Origin of the sequence: Burkholderia sp. BDU5 (assembly GCF_001522845.1) — a bacterium.
Classification (GTDB): Bacteria; Pseudomonadota; Gammaproteobacteria; order Burkholderiales; family Burkholderiaceae; genus Burkholderia; species Burkholderia mayonis.
The window spans coordinates 53,160-74,969 of sequence record NZ_LOWC01000002.1; the positions used below are offsets into that span (position 1 = coordinate 53,160).

24 protein-coding genes are annotated in these 21,810 nt (G+C 61.8%); 21 read left to right on the forward strand and 3 right to left on the reverse strand.

Annotation, left to right across the window (positions count from 1 at the left end; all coding sequences use genetic code 11):
• Nucleotides 1-134 precede the first annotated feature (134 nt).
• On the forward strand, nt 135-584 hold the full coding sequence (locus WS69_RS00760) for a hypothetical protein (protein ID WP_059468936.1): 450 nt from the start codon (nt 135-137) through the stop codon (nt 582-584).
• A 136-nt stretch (nt 585-720) separates the two neighbouring features.
• Nucleotides 721-918 (forward strand): hypothetical protein, encoded by a 198-nt coding sequence (locus tag WS69_RS32805; protein WP_156437879.1) that lies wholly within the window; start codon nt 721-723, stop codon nt 916-918.
• On the opposite strand, the gene WS69_RS00765 is transcribed toward WS69_RS32805, so the two are convergent.
• Both WS69_RS00765 and WS69_RS00770 read right to left on the reverse strand, forming a co-directional pair.
• Nucleotides 915-1,124, reverse strand: coding sequence for a hypothetical protein (locus tag WS69_RS00765; protein WP_156437880.1), 210 nt, complete (start codon nt 1,122-1,124; stop codon nt 915-917). The two genes, WS69_RS32805 and WS69_RS00765, sit on opposite strands and share 4 nt — an antisense overlap.
• 566 nt (nt 1,125-1,690) lie before the next feature.
• The gene (locus tag WS69_RS00770) at nt 1,691-2,218 is read right to left on the reverse strand and encodes a helix-turn-helix domain-containing protein (RefSeq protein WP_197419187.1); all 528 of its coding nucleotides are present in this window, start codon (nt 2,216-2,218) and stop codon (nt 1,691-1,693) included.
• A 374-nt stretch (nt 2,219-2,592) separates the two neighbouring features.
• Here WS69_RS00770 and WS69_RS00780 point away from each other — a divergent pair, with 374 nt between their 5' ends.
• The 5 genes from WS69_RS00780 (at nt 2,593) to WS69_RS00800 (ending at nt 8,465) form a co-directional block, all read left to right on the forward strand.
• Nucleotides 2,593-3,117, forward strand: coding sequence for a phage regulatory CII family protein (locus WS69_RS00780; RefSeq protein ID WP_059468939.1), 525 nt, complete (start codon nt 2,593-2,595; stop codon nt 3,115-3,117).
• An 8-nt stretch (nt 3,118-3,125) separates the two neighbouring features.
• Complete coding sequence (locus tag WS69_RS00785; RefSeq protein WP_059468940.1) at nt 3,126-3,518, forward strand: hypothetical protein; 393 nt, start codon at nt 3,126-3,128, stop codon at nt 3,516-3,518.
• Between the two features lie 154 nt (nt 3,519-3,672).
• Nucleotides 3,673-6,411, forward strand: a complete 2,739-nt coding sequence (locus WS69_RS00790) for a VapE domain-containing protein (RefSeq protein WP_059468941.1) — start codon at nt 3,673-3,675, stop codon at nt 6,409-6,411.
• A 279-nt stretch (nt 6,412-6,690) separates the two neighbouring features.
• Nucleotides 6,691-7,488 (forward strand): hypothetical protein, encoded by a 798-nt coding sequence (locus WS69_RS00795; RefSeq protein ID WP_059468942.1) that lies wholly within the window; start codon nt 6,691-6,693, stop codon nt 7,486-7,488.
• A gap of 218 nt (nt 7,489-7,706) precedes the next feature.
• Complete coding sequence (locus WS69_RS00800) at nt 7,707-8,465, forward strand: hypothetical protein (RefSeq protein WP_059468943.1); 759 nt, start codon at nt 7,707-7,709, stop codon at nt 8,463-8,465.
• Between the two features lie 88 nt (nt 8,466-8,553).
• Here the strand turns inward: WS69_RS00800 and WS69_RS00805 are convergent, their stop codons facing one another.
• On the reverse strand, nt 8,554-8,862 hold the full coding sequence (locus WS69_RS00805) for a hypothetical protein (RefSeq protein WP_059468944.1): 309 nt from the start codon (nt 8,860-8,862) through the stop codon (nt 8,554-8,556).
• A gap of 109 nt (nt 8,863-8,971) precedes the next feature.
• Here WS69_RS00805 and WS69_RS32810 point away from each other — a divergent pair, with 109 nt between their 5' ends.
• The 14 genes from WS69_RS32810 to WS69_RS00870 all read left to right on the forward strand — a co-directional run bounded on the left by WS69_RS32810 (nt 8,972) and on the right by WS69_RS00870 (nt 21,809).
• The gene (locus tag WS69_RS32810; protein WP_156437881.1) at nt 8,972-9,178 is read left to right on the forward strand and encodes a hypothetical protein; all 207 of its coding nucleotides are present in this window, start codon (nt 8,972-8,974) and stop codon (nt 9,176-9,178) included.
• A 199-nt stretch (nt 9,179-9,377) separates the two neighbouring features.
• Nucleotides 9,378-9,956: a hypothetical protein gene (locus WS69_RS00810; RefSeq protein ID WP_082715853.1), complete on the forward strand. Its 579-nt coding sequence runs from the start codon at nt 9,378-9,380 to the stop codon at nt 9,954-9,956.
• The gene (locus tag WS69_RS00815; RefSeq protein WP_059468946.1) at nt 9,919-11,988 is read left to right on the forward strand and encodes a phage terminase large subunit family protein; all 2,070 of its coding nucleotides are present in this window, start codon (nt 9,919-9,921) and stop codon (nt 11,986-11,988) included. The genes WS69_RS00810 and WS69_RS00815 overlap by 38 nt, the downstream gene beginning before the upstream one ends.
• Nucleotides 11,989-11,990: 2 nt before the next feature.
• Nucleotides 11,991-12,197 (forward strand): phage head-tail joining protein, encoded by a 207-nt coding sequence (locus tag WS69_RS00820; RefSeq protein ID WP_059468947.1) that lies wholly within the window; start codon nt 11,991-11,993, stop codon nt 12,195-12,197.
• A 1-nt stretch (nt 12,198) separates the two neighbouring features.
• Entirely contained in the window at nt 12,199-13,722 is a 1,524-nt protein-coding gene (locus WS69_RS00825) for a phage portal protein (RefSeq protein WP_059468948.1), read from the forward strand.
• Nucleotides 13,712-15,790, forward strand: coding sequence for a prohead protease/major capsid protein fusion protein (locus WS69_RS00830; protein ID WP_231747044.1), 2,079 nt, complete (start codon nt 13,712-13,714; stop codon nt 15,788-15,790). Before WS69_RS00825 ends, WS69_RS00830 begins: the two co-directional genes overlap by 11 nt.
• Before the next feature lie 66 nt (nt 15,791-15,856).
• Nucleotides 15,857-16,192 (forward strand): DUF2190 family protein, encoded by a 336-nt coding sequence (locus WS69_RS00835; RefSeq protein ID WP_059468950.1) that lies wholly within the window; start codon nt 15,857-15,859, stop codon nt 16,190-16,192.
• Between the two features lie 2 nt (nt 16,193-16,194).
• The gene (locus WS69_RS00840) at nt 16,195-16,491 is read left to right on the forward strand and encodes a head-tail joining protein (protein WP_059468951.1); all 297 of its coding nucleotides are present in this window, start codon (nt 16,195-16,197) and stop codon (nt 16,489-16,491) included.
• The gene (locus WS69_RS00845) at nt 16,488-16,913 is read left to right on the forward strand and encodes a hypothetical protein (RefSeq protein ID WP_059468952.1); all 426 of its coding nucleotides are present in this window, start codon (nt 16,488-16,490) and stop codon (nt 16,911-16,913) included. The genes WS69_RS00840 and WS69_RS00845 overlap by 4 nt, the downstream gene beginning before the upstream one ends.
• 30 nt (nt 16,914-16,943) lie before the next feature.
• The gene (locus WS69_RS00850) at nt 16,944-17,882 is read left to right on the forward strand and encodes a phage tail tube protein (RefSeq protein WP_231747045.1); all 939 of its coding nucleotides are present in this window, start codon (nt 16,944-16,946) and stop codon (nt 17,880-17,882) included.
• A 58-nt stretch (nt 17,883-17,940) separates the two neighbouring features.
• Entirely contained in the window at nt 17,941-18,279 is a 339-nt protein-coding gene (locus WS69_RS00855) for a hypothetical protein (RefSeq protein WP_059468954.1), read from the forward strand.
• A 71-nt stretch (nt 18,280-18,350) separates the two neighbouring features.
• On the forward strand, nt 18,351-18,656 hold the full coding sequence (locus tag WS69_RS00860) for a DUF1799 domain-containing protein (RefSeq protein ID WP_059468955.1): 306 nt from the start codon (nt 18,351-18,353) through the stop codon (nt 18,654-18,656).
• A 44-nt stretch (nt 18,657-18,700) separates the two neighbouring features.
• Nucleotides 18,701-21,481, forward strand: coding sequence for a phage tail length tape measure family protein (locus WS69_RS00865; RefSeq protein ID WP_059468956.1), 2,781 nt, complete (start codon nt 18,701-18,703; stop codon nt 21,479-21,481).
• The gene (locus WS69_RS00870; RefSeq protein ID WP_059468957.1) at nt 21,471-21,809 is read left to right on the forward strand and encodes a phage tail protein; all 339 of its coding nucleotides are present in this window, start codon (nt 21,471-21,473) and stop codon (nt 21,807-21,809) included. The genes WS69_RS00865 and WS69_RS00870 overlap by 11 nt, the downstream gene beginning before the upstream one ends.
• Nucleotide 21,810: the final 1 nt, after the last annotated feature.

Here is a 21,810-nt window from a genome sequence, read left to right on the forward strand (position 1 = left end):
CAGGGATGCGGAGGCAGGGCCGGGCAGGCAGCGAAGGCGATGCTCGCGAACGATTTCTTCGTCGGAGATCAAATCCGCCGCTGTCATGGCCGGGTTATCCCGCGTGCGAGCTCGAGGTGACGACGGCGATGTGATTGACCATCGACATTTCCGAGCGAAACGTGCTCACGGAAACGCTGATGAAAATCACGATCAGGGCAGCGATATATGCTCTGCCGTGGCGCGGTTTGTTATGTCGGCTCATTGATGGCGCTCTCCGGATTGCTTTCCAGAAATGGAGCAGGAGTGAGCTATGCTGTCCCTTTCTACAAATGGGGATTCAGATTGCCGATCTTTTTCCGACCGTTGATCATGGCGACACTCACTTCGACGCGTACGTGGATCGTCTGCGTCGGCAGCGGGGCATTTCGTCGGAAGCGGTGAATGTGCTTGAGGATCTGAATGAGTTGCTTTCGGCAAGTCGTGCGCTTGCGAAGGCCCATTTTGGGAGCGATGCATCGCCTGACCATGCCGTTGCACTGTTTCATGTGTTAGCGATGGAAATCCGTCACCGGACAGGCACTCCCCGCAAGGGCACGGAGTGACGTCGTGGCTGAAGGGATGGCGGCCGAAATAGCCGGTGCAGACGATGCACTGGCGGAACCGCTTGTGACCCGGCATCGGATCAGCGTAGCCGGGCGCCGCGTAGAAGTATGACTCAGGGCCGTCCGTGCCAGGCTGGTGAAGCCAGTCGATTTCTTTCATGACCTTCGCCAGTCGGGCCTGCGCCTCGATCGTCCACTCATGCTGATCGAGCCTCGCGACGCAGCAGAGCAGATCAATCGCGGGAACCCGAATGCGGTCTCTCAAGTATTCCTGCAGGCGAGCTTTGAACTCGCCGTCTTTCAGAGTGATCGTGTGCATGGCGATCCCCCTTAAACCATCGGGCGCTGGTGCACGACCGGCGCAACTGGAGCATCGCTGCTCGGCAGGAGGTTCACGAGGATCACGACAGCTGCCGCGACCATCACGAATCGCCATGCAGTCGACGACTCGACCGGCTTGGGCTGCGGAAAGTAACTTTGCTGCATGCGCTGGATCGCGGCCCGACGGGCTGCACCATGCGCGTCAAAAATGGGTTTCATGAAAACCTCCGGTGGGCGCGTCGGGTGACGCGTTCCGCCGGAGGATATCCGCATACGGAATTTAATGTCAATCCGTATGCGGAATTTTAGTGCGCAATAATTGGGGATGTATCAGCTTATGCGGAAGCGACTAGCGCCTCCGGTTCCATAGCATTGCTGCGCAAAATTGGCCGGCGAAGGAGAGTGCGGCATCGATCAAGGGGTACTCGTTGATGTAGGTGGCGGTCACGAACGTCAGCGTCGCGATTGCGGCGAGCGTGGCGGACCCGCGCTGGCGGGGAGACGGGGCGCGTGGGGGAAGCGCGCGCGCCAACTTATCGGTGAGGCTTCTAAGGCCGCGCGTGAGAAAGGGGGCGAACTCTGCTTCTAAGCCGGTAGTCGTGGAGTCCAGCGAGCCGTCGGCGCGTAAAAGGACGAGCGCGGCCGCAACAGCGTAAGTCCCATTAGATTCGAGTCGTGAGCTGAGGTGTGATGCGATTCGCAGGTGCCGCGCTTCGAGATTACTTTGCGCGGCCTGCTTGGTTTGATTCGCGGCAACGCGATCCCGCGATCGATATGACGAAAGACTAGTGACTGTTGCTTGCGCCTCGGATTTTGCCGCGTCTTCGGGCCGGTTGGCTATTGGTCTCATGTTCGCTCAGCGTATCAGTGGTTAGATCACGTTGAGCGACGCGCTCGACGAGCGAGCGCTCGTCATCCGTAGCCGGAATGGTTTCCGACAGCGATTTCAGTTCGTCAGCACCGCCAGTGCTGGCTTCGTATGCAGCAACTACAAATTCGGCAAACGCTCGAATCTTTTCCTTTTCGCTGGCTGGAAGGCGCGCGAAGCGCTTGGGGTCGACAGGAAACGCGGCGATCCCCTCTGCGTCGTTGTCATCGAGCAGTTGCGCGATCGAAATGCCAAACGCCGAGGCCAGCTTATAGGCGGTCGTCAGCTCCGGCTCCGTGTCCTGATGCAGCACGCGGTGAATCGAACTCTGCGACATCTTAGCCCGTGCCGCGAGCTTCGCTTGCGTGTCTGCGGCCGGAACTCTCCCCATCCACAGACGCACCTTGTCTGCTAGGAATTTCCGCATCGAAAGGTCTTTGCTCATGGGGCCAATCATTCCACATGTGGAATTCCCTATGAGGAAGTTTCGATCTTGTGTAAAATTCCGCATACGGAAGTTTTCCAAATTGGGGGAGCTATGAAAAGCAACCGCGAACCGATGCTCGAGACTGTGCTACGCCGTCTGAATCAGGTGAAGGGTGATTGGCCCCGAATCGCAGACGAAAGCACGGTGCCGTACCAAACCATCACGAAGATCGCATGCGGCTTCGTTCGCGATCCGAGGGTATCGACCGTACAGGCGCTCTACGACTACTTCGACAGTCGTCCGGAGCACGCGGCCTAGTCTGCATCGTAGGCCTCAGCCAGCTAGGTAAACAGAATGAAAGTCCACCATCACCAAGAACAGACGGGGCTCCAATGACCTGCAGATACAGCGGGACCGAATGGCTCGACGTCCTCTACACCTCGATTCGAAACACGCCGGGCGGGGTGGCGGATGCTGCGAATTTCCTGACCGCGCGACGCGGCCGATCCATTTCTGCCGAGGCGTTGCGGTTGCGCCTTCGTGCCGTCGATGAGAACCGGCTCTCGATGGAAATGTTCGAGTTGCTGATCGAGTGGATGGACGAGCGTCGGTCAGTGTACGCGCTGGATGCGCTATATGCCCTGAACGAGCGGTTCGGGCTGCGGGCATCCGAGGCTCACGCCATGCCAACCGGAGATCCCGCCGAGGCTCTGATCGACGAAGCACTACAGATCGCGAAGCATACGGGTGAGGTCGCGGATTCCGTGCGTGCAGCGCTCGAAGATAAGGTTGTCAGTGAAGGCGAGGCGACCACGATCACGACGGCGGCCCGGTCGCAGCAGCGTGCCCTGGACCGCCTCATCCGGCTGGTTCGATTTGCCGTTCGTGCCACGAAGCCCCCGTTCCATCGGGACTGAGTCGGCATATGCGATTCAGCAATGGAATGCAGTGCTGCAACCCGTTTCGCGCGGAGGCAGGACTGTCATGCGACTACGGCAACCAATTGTGTTGCGCCAGTAATGCGCTCGAGCGGATGGCGACAAACATGCCGTCCGGTGTTCCACGTCTCATCAATACGCTGCTCGATACGTTCCCGGCTTCGGCCGGATACGTGATGCAGCACGCCTTGCGCTATGCCGATCCCGTCATCGCAATTGACGTCGCAGCGAAATACTGCGCGTCTCTCCCGGCGCGTGCGGATCGGCTGGCATTCAAAGATCAGGTTGCTGGCTTTCTCAGCGGCGAGCAGCTGGCTCAATTCGAAAGTTCGACGCGAGCTGAATTTGATCGGCGCAAAGCATCAACCAACCGGGGGTAACAAAGTGACTTTGCCGAAAATCTCGATCGCGCTTCGTGCGCGTCATATTCGTGCAGCACATCGTTTTGTTGTGGGTCAATCGGCCTTCGTTGCAGGACGCGCATCGTTCCGTCGTCGCCGGGCCGCCCGGATCTTTTCGACGGGGGCGTAAGTCTTGTCCACGATCGATCAGATCATTGTGCAGCTCGACGCTGCAGGGCATCCGCGATTGCCCGACGGACACCCCATCGCGGACGGCAAACCGCACCGCTATGGCCCGAAGAAAAAGCACTGGTACTCGCTGCACGAGATCGTTCGGGGCGGACAGGTCGTCGGCTACACGGGCGCGTTTGGCGAGTGGGGCGGTGACGACAACGGGGCGCAGAAATTCGTGTGGCAAGGCGGTGCGCTCCCTCCTGACGTTCTAGCCGAAACTCGTCGTCGACAAGAGGCGACCGAGCGGGCAGAAGAAGAGAAGCGGCGCAATGCGGCGAAGCTCGCCGCAAACCGCGCGCGCCAGCAGTGGGGCGAGGCTGCCGAAGAGGGCACGTCCGCTTACCTCGAGCGCAAGCAGATCACGGCCGAGGGCGTTCGATTCGCCGAGGACGGGACGGTGTTCGTTCCGCTACTGCGGTACACGGTCGACGATGTTCGCATGGTCGGCCTGCAGAAAATCACGCCTGACGGCGCGAAGCGCTTCAACAAGGGGACCGAGAAGAAAGGCGCGGAGTGCCGCCTTGGCACCCTGAGCAGCGACGACAAGATCGTGATGGTCGCGGAAGGCTATGCTACCGGTCGCTCGATTCGCATGGCGACCGACGAGGCTATCCCGTTGTCAGTGTGCGTCGACGCCGGCAATATCATGACCGCCGCGCGAGCATTGCGCAATGCATACCCCGACGTTCATATCCTGATCTGCGCCGATGACGACTGGAAAGTCGAACAGCAGATGCGCAGTTGGTTGGCCGACAAGCTCGGGTATCGCGGCGACCTGGTCGTCGGTGCGGACCCAGTTGCGATCGAGCATCGCGGCGTCGTTCATCACGTCAGCGCGGAAGTTGCGCAAATCAATGGCGGCGTTCCCTTTCTCGAACTGCGCGTTACTACGGAGTCGCGGCCGGAACAGATCAAGCGGTTCGAGAACACGGGCCGGGCACGCGCGGAAGAGGCTGCGGCGGCGGTTGGCAACGCGAGCGTGACGTTCCCGGTCTTTTCGAACCGCGAGGATCGAAAGCTCACGGACTTCAACGACCTGCATTGCGAGGAAGGCATCCACGTCGTCAAAGAGCAGATCGCGCGCGCGATCCTCGCCGCGCTCGCTCCGGACGAAAGCGATGTGAAGCCGTTTCCGCACTTGCATGCGGTCGAGCGCGGTGTGGACCCGATGTTCGATCAAGCGGTCGCAGCGGTGCGAGAGGCGCATCGTGCGTCCGTCTCGCTCGTGCAGCGGCAGCTCAAGATCGGCTACAACCGTGCGGCTCGCTTGCTCGAAGACATGGAGAAAGCCGGGATCGTGTCGGAAGAGAACGACAAGGGCTCCCGTCGAGTGCTCGGCGCAGGCGACGAGTTACCCCCTTCGTCCGCTGGCGCTGCCGACGATGAACCGCCGATCGGAGAGGAGCGGCCACCACGATCGTGGTACGCGGATCTGCGGCGCACGAACAGCGGCGCGTTGCTTCCGACCGTCGACAACATCTTCGCGATTCTGTCGAACGATCCGAAATGGGACGGCGTCCTCGGTTTCGAGCTGTTCGCGCTGCGGATCGTGAAACTGAAGCCGCCCCCGTTTCCGGGTGGCGAGGTTGGTGAGTGGACCGATCGTGACGACGCGCGCTGCGCGTTGTGGCTCGGTCAGCGCTACGCAGTCAGCCCGCGCGCGGATCTGATCGCGGACGCCGTGTTTTTGGTGGCCGAGCGCAATTCGTATCACGAGGTGCGCGACTACCTCGCGGGCCTGACATGGGACGGCACTCCGCGGCTGAGGAACTGGCTCGTCACGTACCTCGGGGCGGAGGACACGGAATACGTGCAGCTCGCCGGCTTCAAGTGGCTTGTCGCGTCGGTTGGCCGTGTGATGAAGCCCGGATGCAAGATGGACAACGTGCTGATCCTCGAAGGCGCGCAGGATGCGGGCAAGTCGTCGGCGTTCCGGACGATCTTCTCGCAGCGGTGGTTCACGGACGCGAACATCATCATCGGCGACAAGGATTCATATGCCGTGATGGCAGGAAAGTGGGTGATCGAGCTGGCGGAGCTGGACGCGCTATCGAAGTCGGAGTCATCCAACTCGAAGCGCTTCTTTTCGACGGCCGTCGACACGTACCGGCCGCCGTATGCGAAACGAGCCATCGACGTGCCGCGTCAGAGCGTGTTCGCCGGCACGGTCAACTTCGACACATACCTGAAAGACGAATCGGGCAACCGACGCTACTGGCCGGTCAAGGTGGCGGACGTGTTGAACCTGAAGGGGCTTGCGGCCGACCGTGACCAGATCTGGGCAGAGGCATACCAGACCTATTGTGAATGGGATGCAGCCAACATGGAGGCCGACGGCGTGCTGCCCGCCCCGTGGCAGGTCTTGCCCGAGGAAAAGCCGCTGTTCCGCGTCGAGCAGGACGCGCGGTACGAAGGCGACGTGTTCGAGCCGATGATCGCGCGTTTCATCGAACTGCGCGACAAGGTGACGATGGAGGAGATTCTCGGCGAGTGCCTGAAGCTGGACATCTCGAAGTGGACGCCGGCGGAGCAACGTCGCATCGGCAAAGCAATCAAGTCGATCGGATGGGTGCGAAAGCGCGAGTCGAAGGGTGCGCGAGGCTGGTATTACGAGCGGCCGGAAGAGGCCGAGATCGTCGCGCGGCCTGCGTCAGCAGCGCTCGCGGCAGCGGAGGTCGGCGATGAATCGTGCTTCTGACGACCGCATGCAGGGCGCATCGTTCGGCGCGCTGCGTCAGCGTTGCTTGTCGCGCCATACCGGCTATCTTGCCGCGCCTCGTGGGCGCAATCGGCGCGCCGATTATCGTCCCGTGTCCCGACGTCCCAAGCGTCCCGCCTCACGTACGTGCGTGTGCGCGTGCGACGTGCGCGACACGTGCACACGGATGGGCGCACGTCGCAAGCGCGTGCGCGCGCACCTGACCTTCTTTCCTTGGGACAGTGGGACAGTAGGACAACATAGAGAACGGGGTGAGGGATGATCGACCTGAAAGAACAAGCCGGGACCGCGATGAATGTTCAGAGCCAGCTCAACGATCAGGCCGTCAATGCAGAGACCACGTTAGCTGCGCTCGCATTCGCGGGCGATCTCGGAAAGTTACTTTGGCATATGAAGTACGGTCAGGACGTGTCGTATGTGCATGACGTGAAGCGGTCGCCGCTTCGACGTGCGGTTCTGCTGCTGTCACATCGCATTCGAACGTCGCGGAAGTTCTCACGTGCGAAGTTCACTGGCCTCGATCATCAGCAGGCACTCGAAAAGCGACGAGGTCACAAGGTCGACGTGGCGAAGGCAGACATCGTTGAGCGCTTCGCGCGTCGAGTGATCATCGAGTGGTGCGCGGACATCTGCACTGATTGCGATGGTCACGGTGTGATCGGTCGATCACGTCGCGACGAACCGACCGACCGCGACGTTGAGTGCCCGGCTTGTCATGGTCGTCGAAAGGTTGTGGTCGACGAGCAGCGCGTGCCGTTTGCACACAATGGTCGCAGTCCGATGGTGCTGCGCGAGTACGGCACATGCGGCGAGTGCGATGGTGTCGGCAAGATTCGTGTCTCGGCAACCGGTGTTCGCGTTGGGCGGCAAATCTGCAAAAGCTGCGGCGGATCGGGGAAAGCTGCGATCGACGAGCCGGCGCGTGCGCGCGCGCTCGGAATCTCGCTCGATCTCTACCGGGCGCAGTGGCCTCGGCATTTTGTTGCGGCGTTGGCGCTGCTGGATAATGTCGATGGCAGCGTGTCGGACACGGTGCGACGGAAGATGCAACGATGAAAATCTTGCAAACCAAGAAGAGCCCGCATAAAATTCGGCCATCCTTTACCGAGTCACTGGATATTCGCTGGCACCGCGCGTTAGTCGTGCAAACCTCTCGGAGACATAACAACAATTAAGGGTGCCCGTTAGGTCAGTGGGAGGCGCTCGCCTTCACGAAATGGAATTCTCGAAGCCTCGAGTGCGCAAGCCTCGGGGCTTTTTGCATTGGAGGCCGCATGACTGGTGGCTCTTTCACGCTGCGTGTCGATTCGTCTCGCCTCGAAGCGTCGTTCGAAGATCACGTGCAGCGGCAATTACCGTTCGCGATCTCGAAGGCATTGAACGACACGGCCGGTGCGGCCAAAGCTGCTTTGGGCGATGAGATTCGCGAAGTGTTCGATCGACCGACGCCGTACACGCAACGCTCGTTGCGCATCAAGTCGGCGACGAAGAAGCGGCTCGAGGCGCGCGTTGGGTTCATCGACGAATCGTTCAAGGGCACGCCTGCAACGAAGTACCTGATGCCGCAAGTGACGGGCGGCCCGCGTAGCGTGAAGCGAGTTGAAGCGTTGCTGCGAGCGCGGGGATTGCTGCCGTCCGATATGTACGTTGTGCCAGGTGCGACGGCGCAGCTCGACCAGTACGGCAACTTCAGCCGTGGCCAGTACTCGAAGATCCTTTCGCAGCTGCAGGCGTCGCGTGATCGAACGCAGAACGAAACGGACCGGTCTCGAAAGCGTCGCAAGCGCGATCCGCTTCGCGACGCGCGCTACTTCGTCGGTCGACCGGGTGGAGGCAGGATGGCGCTCGGCGTGTGGGCGCGATACAAGTTCGCTTCCGGCTATGCGATTCGGCCGGTCCTGATGTTCGTTCGTGCGCCTCGCTACGGTGTGCGCTTTCGATTCAATCAGGTGGTCGAGAACACGACGGTGCGCACGCTGCCGACCGCCTTCGAGGCCGCGTTGAAGTTGGCGATGGCAACACGGAAACCTTGACCGTGTTGGGAGGCAACTCGAGTCATTCATTGTCCCGGCGGGTAGGGCCGCCGGGAGTGCAACCTAGAGGTCTATATGATCAACAAAATCAGAGAATTGGCTTCCCTGCTTCGAGCTCTGCTTGCTTCTGCTCGAAAAATTCCCGACCGACGAGATGGATCAACTCAGCGAATCGCGCCTCCTTTGTCAGAGCGCTACCGACTTGTGCTAGGTACGCACGGCCAGGTGCTTGGGTTTCGGATGCTTGATGAGCAAGCCAATCCGCGAGATTAGCTTTCTGCTCAGGCGACAGGATGGTGTCGACAATGTGGGCCGTAATGCTTGATGCGCCGGCCAACATGTTGTAGAGCCCTGCAATGTTGATCTCGAGCTGTTCGATTTTCTTATTGATGTCCATTAGCGCTCCGTGGCGTGGTTAAGGAGCCCGTAAACTAACATCAACGCTGACATCGGCTTCGGCAGGTCAGTCGAGTAGACGTTGATCTCAATGCACGTATGGAGAAAGCATGGAACTGATCACCGTATCGCAATGTGAATTGACGGATGTATTGACCGAGATGCAACGGAAATACCGTGAGTCTCCCGAGCTGTTTTGGACGACCGAGGAAACACGAGCTGGCACGCCGGAGGAATACGGTGCCGCGCTTTCTCGCTATATCGTCGAAGAGGTAAGGGAGCGCCGTGGAATGCCTGCCAGTCCCGGTTCTCAGTGACCGGTGTGCCTGAAGTCGGATGGGGTAGGGTTTTCACGGGTCCTCCCTGGCCCCCTGCCGATGCGGGTAATTCGAGCCACGTCAGACGTGCAGTGTCAAAGATATTTCAGGGTGGTCACCGGGGTGGTCAGGTGGTCGGTTTTGGTGGTCAACGGGTGGTCATATGGCTGAGATGAGTCAACGCGGTTTCGCGCGTCACATGAACGTTGCGCTCAACTCGGTCCAGAAAGCCATCAAGGCTGGGCGGATCTCGCTGAACGCGAACGGCAAGATCGACTCCGATGCGGCCGAGGTCGCATGGCGACGCAACACTGACGAATCGCGCCGATCGTTCGAAGATCTGTCGCGGGCGACGCCTGCGCTTTCCTCGGCTTCTCTGCCGTCGCCGCTGGGCGACGACGAAGACGACTTCCCTGCTGGCGCGAAGAACGAAGACCCGCACATGGCGAAGTATCGCGCTGCACGTGCGCATCGCGAAGAGACTCGCCTCGAGCGCGAACGCATGGAGCTGGCGCGAGAGCTCGGCAACACGCTTGCGCTCGCGGATGCGCAGCGGATTGCCTTCACGACCTTCCGAACGGTGCGCGACAACGTGATGAACGTGCCCGTGCGCGTGAAAGACATCCTCGCGGCCGAGGACAGCCCGGCCCGAGTTGAATCAATACTTGAGGAGGAACTCGCACGAGCGCTGTCCTCGGTCGACGTAGACACGTTGATGCAAGATCAAGACGGTGACGCCGATGGGAGCGATCGAAGCCTTCCTGAAGACGATCAATGAGGCGATTCAGCCTGACGACCGCATCGGTATCGCCGAATGGTCTGAGCGGCATCGCATCTTGCCCGAGAACAGCCCGGAGCCGGGTCAGTGGCGAAACAGTCGGACGCCGTACCTCGTCGGCATCATGGATGCGCTGTCCGGCATGGCGAGCAACGTCACGCGATACACGCACGACGATCTGCGTCCGTTCGACAACAGTTGGGTCGTGGTCGTCGGCCTTCAGAAAGGGCACCAGCTCGGCGGCTCGGCGCTCGGCGAGAACTTCATCGGTCGCAGTATCACGACAGCGGCCGGCAACATCTTGTGCGTGTTCGCGACGAAGGACGACGCTGAGAAGTGGGAGATGGACCGCTTCGAGCCGATGAGGCTCGCGACGCGTGCGCTGCGCCGCCGCGTGAAGGATTCAAACCGGAAGAACAGCGCCAACACCAAGCTGCGCAAGCGCTATCCCGGCGGCATGATGAACCTCGTGAGCGCGACGCGCGCAGGTCGCCTCAAGTCAACGACGGTTCGTTACGCGTTGCTCGAGGAGGTTGACGAGTACGAGCTCAACGTCGACGGACAGGGCAATCCGATCGACCTTGCCGTCAATCGGACAAGCAACTTTGGCCGCCGGGCAAAGGTGTTCGCGAACAGCACGCCGACGATCAAGCGTCGGTCGCAGATCGAGAAGCTGCACGAGCAAGGGGACCAACGCCGGTACTTCGTGCCATGCCCGCATTGCGGGCATCCGCAGTTCTTCGATTGGCACAAGGGGATGAAGTACACAGCGGGCGAGCCGGAAACCGTGCGCTACTACTGCGAATCATGCGGGGCCGGCAGTCGTGAGCACGAATGGAAACGGGGGTATGACAGTGCGTACTGGATGCCGACCGCGAAGGGCGACGGAAAGACTGCCAGCTTCCACCTTAGCGCCATCTATGCACCGCTCGGCTGGCGTCCGTGGGACGAGATGGCGGCCGAGCACGAGGCCGGTAACCTCGACGTCGAGAAGAAGATCGCTTTCTTGAACAACGGCCTCGCCGAGACGTACGAGGACAAGGCCGCCGAGATGAAATGGCAGACGGTTAAGCGCCGCTCGCAGCCGTACAAGCTGCGTACGATCCCCCTCGGGTGCCTCATCCTGACTGCGGCTGTCGATACCCAGAACGATCGTCTCGAGGTCGAGATCGGCGGCTGGGGGCGAGGGATGCGGAACTGGACGATCGATCACATTGTGCTGCGCGGAGATCCCGCGACGAAGGCTCCATGGGCCGCGCTCGACAAGCTGCTCGAGACACCGATCGTCAACGCTTTTGGTGTGCCGATGCGCATCGAGCTGTGTGCGGTCGACTCGGGCGGTGGCCGCACGCAGGACGTGTACGACTACTGCCGGCTTCGTAAGCACCGTGGCGTGTTCGCGATCAAGGGGGCGCGTGACAAACACAAGCCGATCATCGGACGCCCGACCGATCAGGACGTGACGAAGAACGGTCGGATGTACAAGGGCGGGGTGCAGCTTTGGCCAGTGGGTACTGATACAGCGAAGTCTCGGATCTACAGCGCGTTGTCGCGCGACGAGGAGCTAGAGGTCGCTGATCATCAGATGCTGTTCTCGACGGATCTCAAAGACGAGTACTTCGAGCAGCTCTGCGCTGAGGCATACAACCCGGCGAAGGATCGGTGGGACAAGCTTCGCAAGCGCAACGAGGCGCTCGACCTGAAGGTCTACAACCTCGCATGTGCGTACCACCCGAAGCTGCGGCTCAACGCGTTTCAGGACGCCGATTGGGCCGCTGTCGAGGCTGTTGTCGAGCCGCGTGTCCGTGATCTGTTCGCCGAGCCGGCTCCGGAGGTCGAGGTCGACACCGATCCACTCGGGAGCGCTGTGGAATCGAATCGCGGTGACCTGGCGGTCGAGCCGGAAGCGGCCGAATCGGCAGTTGTGGAAGTTGAACCCGTCGTATCCGCTCCCGTGCCAGAGGAGACGGAGGCTCATCCGGTTACGACCGGATGGGTTCCACGACGTGATAACTGGTTGAGGCGTAGGTAGCTATGGCATTCACACAGAACGACCTGATCGCCGTCGAGCGAGCCATCGCGAGCGGGGCGCTGACGGTGGAATACAACGGCAAGAAAACGACGTTCCGCAGCATCGCCGACCTGCTCGCAGCTCGCGACCTGATCAAGGCAGACGTCGACGCGGCCGCAGGCGGATCGCGCCGGCCGCGATCGAGCATCGCAATCATCAAGCGATTCTGATATGCGCACGAACATTCTCGACAAGATGATTGCGGCGGTCTCGCCCGTGTGGGGCGCTCGCCGGATGCAGGCACGTGTCGCGCTCGATGCTGTTCGCGGCTTCGACGGCGCGAAGCGCGGTCCTCGCGCTGTCGGCTGGCGCGCAAGCGGGGCCAGTGCGACCGCAGAGCTTGCGCCTGCGTTGGCGACTCTGCGTAACCGGTCGAGGGATCTCGTCCGGAACAACGGATACATCAAGCATGCGTTGAACGTGAAGGTCGCGAACCTGATCGGGACAGGCATTCGCGCGAAGTTTGACAACAAGGCGCTGCAGAAGCTGTGGAAGCATTGGATCAAGCAATGCGATGCGGCTGGTCTGCTCGACTTCAATGGCATTCAGGCGCAGTGTTACCGGGCGATGGATGAGGCCGGGGAGGCGTTCGTTCGGTTCAGGACGCGCCTGCCTGACGATGGCCTCGAGGTGCCGCTGCAGCTCCAGGTGCTGGAAGCGGAATATCTCGATAGCGCCAAGACGGGGCCGACCGACAACGGGGGATTCATCATCACCGGGGTGCAGTTCGATGCGATAGGCCGCCGCGTCGGGTACTGGTTCTTCGATCGGCACCCCGGCGAGATCGCGCTCGTTCCCCGCGACATGCAAAGTCACTTTGTGCCGGCATCCGAAGTCATCCATCTGTTCGATGCGATCAAGCGCCCCGGTTCGGTGCGAGGTTTCCCGGAGTTCTCCACGTCGATCTGGAAAGTGCGCGATCTCGACGAGTATCAGGATGCGGAGCTGGTCCGGAAGAAGATCGAGGCGTGTTTCGCAGCCTTCGTGAAGACGAACGATGAGGGCTATCAACCCGGCCGACCGGTTGCCGTTGCCGGGGCGAAGGCCGATGCGCCGCGCGTCGAGGCTTTGTCGCCGGGGATGATCGAGTATCTGCGCAACGGCGAAGAGATCCAGTTTGCAGCACCCGCTGCGAGCGACGGTTACGAAGAGCATGTGCGCATCGAGCTGCGTGCGATTGCGGCCGGTTGCGACATCACGTACGAGCAGCTGACAGGCGACTATTCGCAGGTCAACTTCACAAGCGGGCGCATGGGGAAGATGGAGTTCAAACGGATCATGGAGCAGCGGCAATGGTTGATCGTGATCCCGATGCTGTGCGAGCGCGTCGCAATGCGCTTCGTATCGACTGCATTCCTTGCGGGTAAGACGAAGCTTTCCACATGTGACGTTACTTGGACGCCGGAACGGATCGAGTTCATCGACCCGGTTCGCGAAGCGGCCGGTCTGATCTCGCTGATCGAGGCGCGGCTCAAGAGCAGACGGCAGGGCATCCGCGAGCTGGGCGACGATCCGGAGGAGGTCGACGAGGAGATCGAGGCCGATCCGCTCAACGCGGATGAACCTCCACCCGGCAGCCGAAGTACCGGAGCCGGCGGGGCGAGATCTGCGCCCGCGATCCGACGACGTACGTTTTCCACCCACAAGCGCCCGCGTAAGCGGGCGTGTTCATTTGGAGGCGAGCATGCCCCGTAGCACTAACAGCCCGACGAGTCCGCAGGCGCGGGGCACGTCGATGCCGCTCATGTCGCGCCTGATGCCGGTCTCATCGTTCAACGCCGACGCGCGCACTGTCGACGTGACATGGACGGCCGGCGCGCAGGTCGCGCGATACGACTGGATGCGCGATCGGCCGTATCTCGAAGAGCTCAGTACCGCGCCCGGTGCCGTTCGCATGGAGCGCTTGTCGTCGGGCACAGCGCCCGTCATCAACAACCATGAACGTTGGCGAGGGCTGGACGGCGTTCTTGGCGTCGTCCAGGCGGCCGATCTCGACAGCGCCGCCGGCACCGGATCTGCGACGCTGCGATTCTCCCGCCGTGATACGGCGGAGCCGTACTTTCAGGACGTTCAGGACGGCATTCTGCGAAACGTCTCCGTCGGCTATCGAACCTACCGCATCGAAATGATCCCGCCCGGCCAAGAGGGCAACGAGATGTGGATCTATCGCGCGATCGATTGGGAGCCGACCGAGATCTCCGTCGTCGATATCAATGCCGATGCGGGATCGACGACGCGCGCCGATCCCGGCCAATCGTTCATGGGGCAAATCCCCACTTTCCCGTGCGAGTTCGTCGAGCGCGGGGCTGCAGCACAACCAACCGGGGCGGCTGCCCCGTCGATCAATCAAGGAGCAGAGACGCAAATGCATGTTCAAGACAACATCCGTACCCAATCGACGCCCGTTCAAGCCCCGACGCCGACACCCGACAACGTCACTACGGCGCCGGCGGCCGACAACGCGCGTGCTGAAGGCGAACGCGCCGAACGTCAACGCATCATCGATATCGGCGCGGCCGTTCGCGCGAGCACGCTCGACGGCCAGCAAGCGCTGATCGACGCTTTCATCGAGCGCGGTGTGGCGATCGACGTCGCGCGTGCCGAGGTACTGCGGCTGCAGGCCGAGCGCTCGAACGTGACGAATATCCGCGGGCAGGCGGACATCCAGACGGTCAGCGACGAGACGGACGTACGCCGTGCCGCAATGACCGATGCACTGATGCATCGCCTCAACCCGCGCCACACGCTCACCGACGCGGCTCGCCAGTATCGCGGCATGACGCTGCGCGAGCTGTGCCGCGTTGGCCTCGAGGCGGCGCACGTCGACACTCGCGGCATGGATGTTCGTGCGCTCGCCGGTGTCGCTCTCGGCATGGGGGAGCGCGGTGGCTACCACACGACGTCGGACTTGCCGGTCGTGTTCGGCAACGTGATCAACCGCACGTTGCGCGACGCGTACACGGCCGCACCGCGCTCGTTCGCGGCGTGGGCGCGTCAGGGCGTTCTGACCGACTTTCGTGCGGCAACGCGTGTGATGGTCGACGGCAACCTGAAGCTCGAGAAGGTGAATGAGGCCGGCGAGTACAAGTACGGCACGCTGCTCGACGGCGGCGAAGTGATCCAGCTCGGCACGTACGGGAAGGTGATCAGCTTCACGCGCCAGATGATCATCAACGACGATCTGTCCGCGCTCGAGCGCGTGCCTCTGTTCTTCGGTCGCGCCGCTGCAAACTTGGAATCGGATCTCGTCTACGGTGCGCTCACCGGTGCCGGCAAGATGGCCGACGGCAAGCCGCTGTTCGATGTCGCGCACAACAACGTCGGCACGGCCGGGCCGATCGGAATCGACCCGCTGTCCGAGGGCCGCGCGAAGATGCGGACGCAGAAAGCGCCCGGCGATGACTCGGTGGTGAACGTGACACCGAAGTTTCTGCTCGTGCCCGCTGCGCTCGAGACGGCGGCCGGCCAGTACACGAGCAATCAGTACACGCCAAACGTCGCGAAGGAACAGAACCCGTTCTTCGGCGTCTTGACGCCGGTCGTCGAGCCGCGACTCGACGCTGTCAGCACGACGGCGTGGTATCTCGCGGCCGATCCCGCGACGATCGACACGATCGAATACTGCTACCTCGAGGGCGAGCAGGGGCTGTACACCGAGCAATCGCTCGACTTCGACGTCGACGGCATGAAGGTCAAGGCGCGGCTCGATTTCGCGGCGAAGGCGACCGACCATCGCGGCCTGTTCCGCAACGCCGGCAAGTAACTTTCTCGGCGGCGCACTTCTGGTGCGCTGCCGTGTTTCGATTCACGGTTCAACAGGAATGCATGCATGAAAAACTACATTCAAGACGGTGACATCCTCACCGTGACGCTGGCGAAGGACGTCAATTCGGGCGATCTCGTTCTGCTCGGCTCGTCGAAAACGCCTGCTGTCGCGTACGGTTCGTACGCTGCGAACGTGCCGGGTGAATACGCGCTCGACGGCGTGTTCGAGCTTCCGGCGGTTGCGGCCGATGCCGCGATCGTCGGCGACGCGGCGTATTTCGACGTGGCGGCCGGCACGGTGACCGCGAAGGCGGACGGGAACACGCCGGTCGGGATCTATGCCGACGTGAAGCGTGCAAACGTCGGTGTCGCACGTGTGCGCCTGCTGCGCACGCAGTGACGATGTTTGACCCGTCCGTGATTTGGGAGTCGATCGCGGCCGTTGGCATGCTCAAGCCGGCCGTGATCGAGGAATCGGGTGCCGAGCTGCAGGTCGGATTCTTTGCTCCCGATGAGGTCGACCTCGACGGCCGTGTGACGGTCTCGAAACATCGGATCGAGTATCCGACGGCGGCCGCCCCCGATCTGCGTCGTCATTCTGTCGTCTTGATCGACGGTGTTCGGTATTCGATATATCGACCGCCGCGACGCACTGACGACGGTTTCTTCTCTGTCGCCGAGCTGGAGGTGAAGCCGTGACGACGCTGCGCGAGCAATTCATCGAGCAGTTGATGGTGGCGCTGTCGAACGACACGCGCTTGCGTAATGCGGGCGTTGTGGTCGAGCGCTCGCTCTTCGCCGCGTTCGCGAGCACTGAGTCGCGCGTCTTGGTCGTGCATCGCGGCTCCGATCCCGTGGTCGACGAGAACATCGGTGTGACGACTCGCGAGTGCGGGGTCGCGGTGTCTGCCGTTGTCCATGCTGATGCGCCAGATCGGGAAGCAGATGTCATGTTCGAAGTTACGCATCCGGTCGTGATGGGTTTTCAGGCCGATGGCCTGATCGGCGTGCGCGAGGCGGGCACCGACGAGCCGCAGGCCGGCGATGCTGACGGTGGCGTCGGCGTTGTCACGATGCGGTATCTCTTTCTTTATCAGACGCGCGCTGGTCACCTCGATTGAGGTCGCGGCGGCGCATTGTCAGGAGTTGAAATGGGTAGTCCCAAATCAATGCGAAATTCCGTCGTACTGGCCGCGCTGCAAACTGCAGTGGGTACGCCGGCCGTGCCGAAAGGCGCAACGGATGCCATCCTCGTAAGCAATCCGTCGGCGAAGCCGATCTCGGCCGAATACACCGGCCGGGATCTGGTCCGCCCGTTCTTCGGGAGCAGCGAGCAGCTCCCGGCCGGCGCGCACGCCGAGCTGGACTTCGAGGTCGAGGTCGCCGGTTCCGGCACTGCCGGGATTGCGCCGGCATGGGGCCGGCTGCTCGTCGCGTGCAACTTCGCCGAAACCGTGACGGACAAGGTCGACGTGAAGTATCGACCGGTTAGCACCGCTGTACAGACGCCACTGACGTTGTACTACTACCTCGACGGCCTGCTGCACAAGTTGACGGACGCACGCGGTACGGTGTCGTGGGACTTCACGGTGAAGCAGATCCCGAAGATGAAGTTTCACTTCATGGGCGTCTACAACCCGGTCGTCGATTCGCCGCTTCCAGCCGACACGGATTTCTCCAAATTTCTGCGGCCGAAGCTCGCGAGCACCGAGGCGACCACGTGGGCAATGCACGGCTACACCGGGCCGCTGCAAGCGTTGTCGTTTGATCTGGCCAACTCCCTCACGTGGGCGGCGCTGATCGGCTACGAGGGCGCGGAGATCAACGACCGGCAGCCGACGGGGAAGATCACGATGCAGCTCGGGTCGGTGGCCGACAAAAACTGGTGGCAGTCGGTCAAGGATGCAACGACCGGTGCTCTCACGATCACGCAGGGCAACGTACCCGGCAACATCGTCCAGTTCGACGCTCCGAAGGTGCAGTTGACCGATCCGTCGTACTCGGACCAGGACAAGAAGGTGATGCTCGACGCAACGCTGACGGTCAGCCCGGATCGCGGCAACGACGAGCTGGTGATCACCGTAAAGTAACTTTTCGAAAACCGAATCAACGGCCGCGTGAAGCGGCCGTTTCTATTTGCGAGGCCGTATGTCTTACTGTCTGACCAAAGCGCCGACCTTCACGATGAAAGTCACTGTTGTCGAGCCGGGAACGAGCTCGAGTGGGGATGTGGAAACCCATGAATTCGTCGCCGTGTTCAAGCGGATTTCGATGACCGAGTGGGACGAGATGCGTGCGTCTGGCCGTACCGACCAATCGATCATCGCTGACCTTCTCGTCGGCTGGCACGGCCTCGTCGACGCTACGAGCAACGAAGTGCCCTTCACGAACGAGACGCGCGATGCGCTGTTGTCCATTCCGCACGCTCTGCGCGGTACGGTCGTGGCGTTCATGACGGGCGCTTCGGGGGCTGGCCTAAAAAACTGATCGACGCGGCCCGGCATTGGGCCGGTGCTTCGTCGACGGCACCAACCGTTGACAGTGGCGTTGTAGAGGCATTGGCCGCGTTCGGCGCACGTCCGGTCGATCTCGAGGCGGCAGCCTCGCAGGCGACAGATTCGGCGTTCGAAGTCTACCCGGAGAACTGGGAGGCCGTGCGGGCATTCGTCGCAATGACGACGCAATGGCGCATGACCGGGATTTCGGGTTTCGGTGGGGCGTCGATGCTGCATACCGGCCTCGACTATTCCGCGCTCGAGTCAGTGTTCCGATTGCTCGGTGTGAAGCGCAAACGCCGTGCCGCGTTGTTTCAGCAAATCAGGGTCATGGAAGAGGCGGCGCTCGAAGTGCTGCTCAGTGATTGACCCGAGGTAGTGGGGAAGGCGATATGAACGGAACAAGCGGAAGCTTGGGGCAGCTCGTCGTACAGTTGACGATGGATCCCGCGACGTATCGCGCGAGCCTGCGGACGGCGGAGAACGACACGAAGGCGTTCTCCGATGCCGTCGACAAGTCGGCGCAGAAGGCCGGACAGTCGATGCACAGCGTCGGAGTGCATACGGCAGGCGCGCGTCGCGAGTTGATGGTGATGGCGCACGAGGTCGTCACGGGGAGCTGGAAAAATCTCGCGGGCTCCGCGATGGTGTTCGCGGAGCAGATTGACCTGATGTCGGTCGCGCTCAGTCCGGTCGGGCTGGCTGTCGGCGCGGTCGCGGCGGCTATCGGGACGTTCGCGGTCGGGATCTACAAGGGCGCGCAGGAGGTAAGCACGTTCAACAAGTCGATCCAGCTCACTGGCAATTACGCGGGCATGACAACAAGCAGCATCGCGGCAATGTCGGTAGCCGTTGCGGACGCCACGCACGCGAGCGTCGGAACTGCTCGGCAGAGCGTGCAGGCGCTCGTGTCGACCGGGCAGATCACGGGCGATGCGCTCCAGGCGCTCGGGCAGAACATGATCCGCCTGCACGAACTGACGGGGGCCAGTCTCGACGAGATTTCGAAGGACTTCGCGAAGATGCCCGAGGGCGTCGCGAAGTGGGCGGAAGAGCACAACCGCAGCATGCACTTCATGACGACCGCGCAATATGAGCATATCCGCGCGATCGAGGAGACCGGCGACCGCCAGAAAGCCATGCTTGAGACAGCGAAGCTGCTCGACGCGCACCTGCGTGGCGAATCGCTATCGAACCTCGGGGCGCTAGAGCGTGCTTGGCGCGGGGTGGGGAGCGCGATCGGTGGGGCGTGGGAGTGGATGAAGTCGATCGGCAAGGCCGAGACGACGGCCGAGCGTGTCGCGCAGGCGAAGGCTGACCTGCGGCAGCTCGAGGACGCCTCTCGCTCGGGCACGGTCGCAATGCGGCCGGGTGCGATGGATGCGGCACGCGCCCGGCTCGCGGCGGCGGAGAAAGCGGCTGCTGACGAAGCAGCAACCGCGAAGAAGAAGTCGGACGATGCGCGGACGCAGGAGATGGGCATTGCGGCGTCGGACTATCTCAAGCGGCTGCGGGATGAGGCAAGGGGCATCGCGCGCGTCAACGATGCGCTCGACGACTACAAGCGCAAGATTGCCGACTACAACAAGGCGAATCCCGAGAACAAGGTGTCTGCGGCTCAGATGACCGCTGACATGGCCGAGATCCGGAAGAAATACTCGGACCGCTCGGGCGCGTCCGATGCGAACCGGATCCGGAAGAGCCTGCTCGACGCGGCGCTACAGGAGACGAAGAACAGCCTCGATCTGATCCAGAACGCCTACAAGAACGCAGACGATCAGTTGCAGGCGTTGCACAAAGCAACTTTGATTTCCGATCACGCGTTCTATGCGGCGCAGGTCGCGCTGGTCGATGATACGACGACGAAGAAAATCGACACCTACGAGCGCGAGAAAAAGACGCTTCAGTCGGCTTATTGGAAGGCTCCGGCCGACGAGCGGATCCGCATCACGAAGGAGATCGGCGAGGTCGACACGAAGATCGCGAAGACCCGCGAGGAAAACGCGTCTCGCGATCTGGTGCTGTTGACGCAGCAAGAGGATGCGCAGCGCCGCTATCTGAAGTCGATTTCCGACACGCGTGACGCACTCTTGGCGCAGGCCGGCGTGTCCGTACCGCGCGCGATGCACGAGTACGACTACCGCAATCGTGGCGCATTGCTGCAGGCGGCCTCGACCGGGGACGTGCAAGGGGCTGCGTTCCTCGAGCAGAACCGGCAGCTCACGAAGCTATCCGCGCAGTACAACGACATCATCGCGCAGGCGAGCAGCGTGCAGCGGAAGATCTCACTCGATCAGCAAGAAGGGCTGACCGGCTGGATCGACGGGTTGTCGCAGTTGCGTGCGAATTCGGCTGACACGGTGACGTCGCTGCAGGCGCTGTACGACGAGGTCAACCGGCTTTCGTGGCAGACGACGGATGAAGGTGTGCTGCGCAATCTGGATGTGATGCGCGACCGCATTCGTCAGTCGATGCTCGACAGTTCGAACTATCTGAAGGACTTCACCGACGCTGGCCGTAGTGCCTTCAGCGGTCTGTTTCAGGACATCGCAGCCGGCACGAAGACGCCGGCCGAGGCCGTCCGCTCGATGGTCGTGAGCATGCTGAGCTCGTTCGCGCAGCTTTTCGCGAATAAGGCATACACGGGGTTAATGGGGATGCTCTTCGATGGTGCCCTGTCGAGCGCCGGTGGCATGGGAGGGAGCGCATACGGCTTTACGGCGCTGTCGTCCATTGCCGGCAGCGGGTCGCTGTTCGGTGTTGGTGCCGGCATGAAATTCGCGAGCGGTGGGCTGATCAACGGACCGGGGACGGGGACGAGCGACAGCATCTTGGCCCGTGTGTCGAATCGGGAATTCATCGTGCGGGCCGATGTCGTTTCACAGCCGGGCGTGCTCCCGATGCTGGAGGATCTGAACAGCGGTCGTGGTATGTCGCGGCTTCCGAAATTTGCCCGTGGGGGGCTGGTCTCTGGTGGGCGTGCTGCCGGCGGCGACGATTCCGGCGGCGGTCTGAGCCTGTCCGTGGCGACGCCGGTCTATATCCAGTCGGGCGACAGCGAGCAGTCGACGCAGTCGTCAGCGAGCGCTGCTCAGGCGCTTGCGGATGGCCTGAAACAAAAGATGCGTGCCTTCGTGCTTGGCGAGACCCGGCCGGGCGGCATCATTTACGCGTTCATAAAAAATGGCAGATGAAACTTTCGCATGGGTGGTTCGGACTGGCGACTCCGGACAGATCGATTTCAAGGTGCGGACTGCATCGTTCGGTGACGGTTATCAGCAGCGCGTCGGAGACGGTATCAATTCAAGGCGCGCAAAGTGGCCGATTACCGTCATCGGCACGCTGACGGAGGTTCAGCCGATCATGGACTTCCTTGATCGGCACGCCGGCATCAAATCGTTCCTGTGGGCGTCGCCTATTGGTGCTCCGGGGCGTTATGTTTGCGCGTCGTATACGCCGCGTCGTGGGGCGGGAAGCATAGTTACTTTGACCGCGACTTTCGAAGAGACATTCGGAGTTTGAT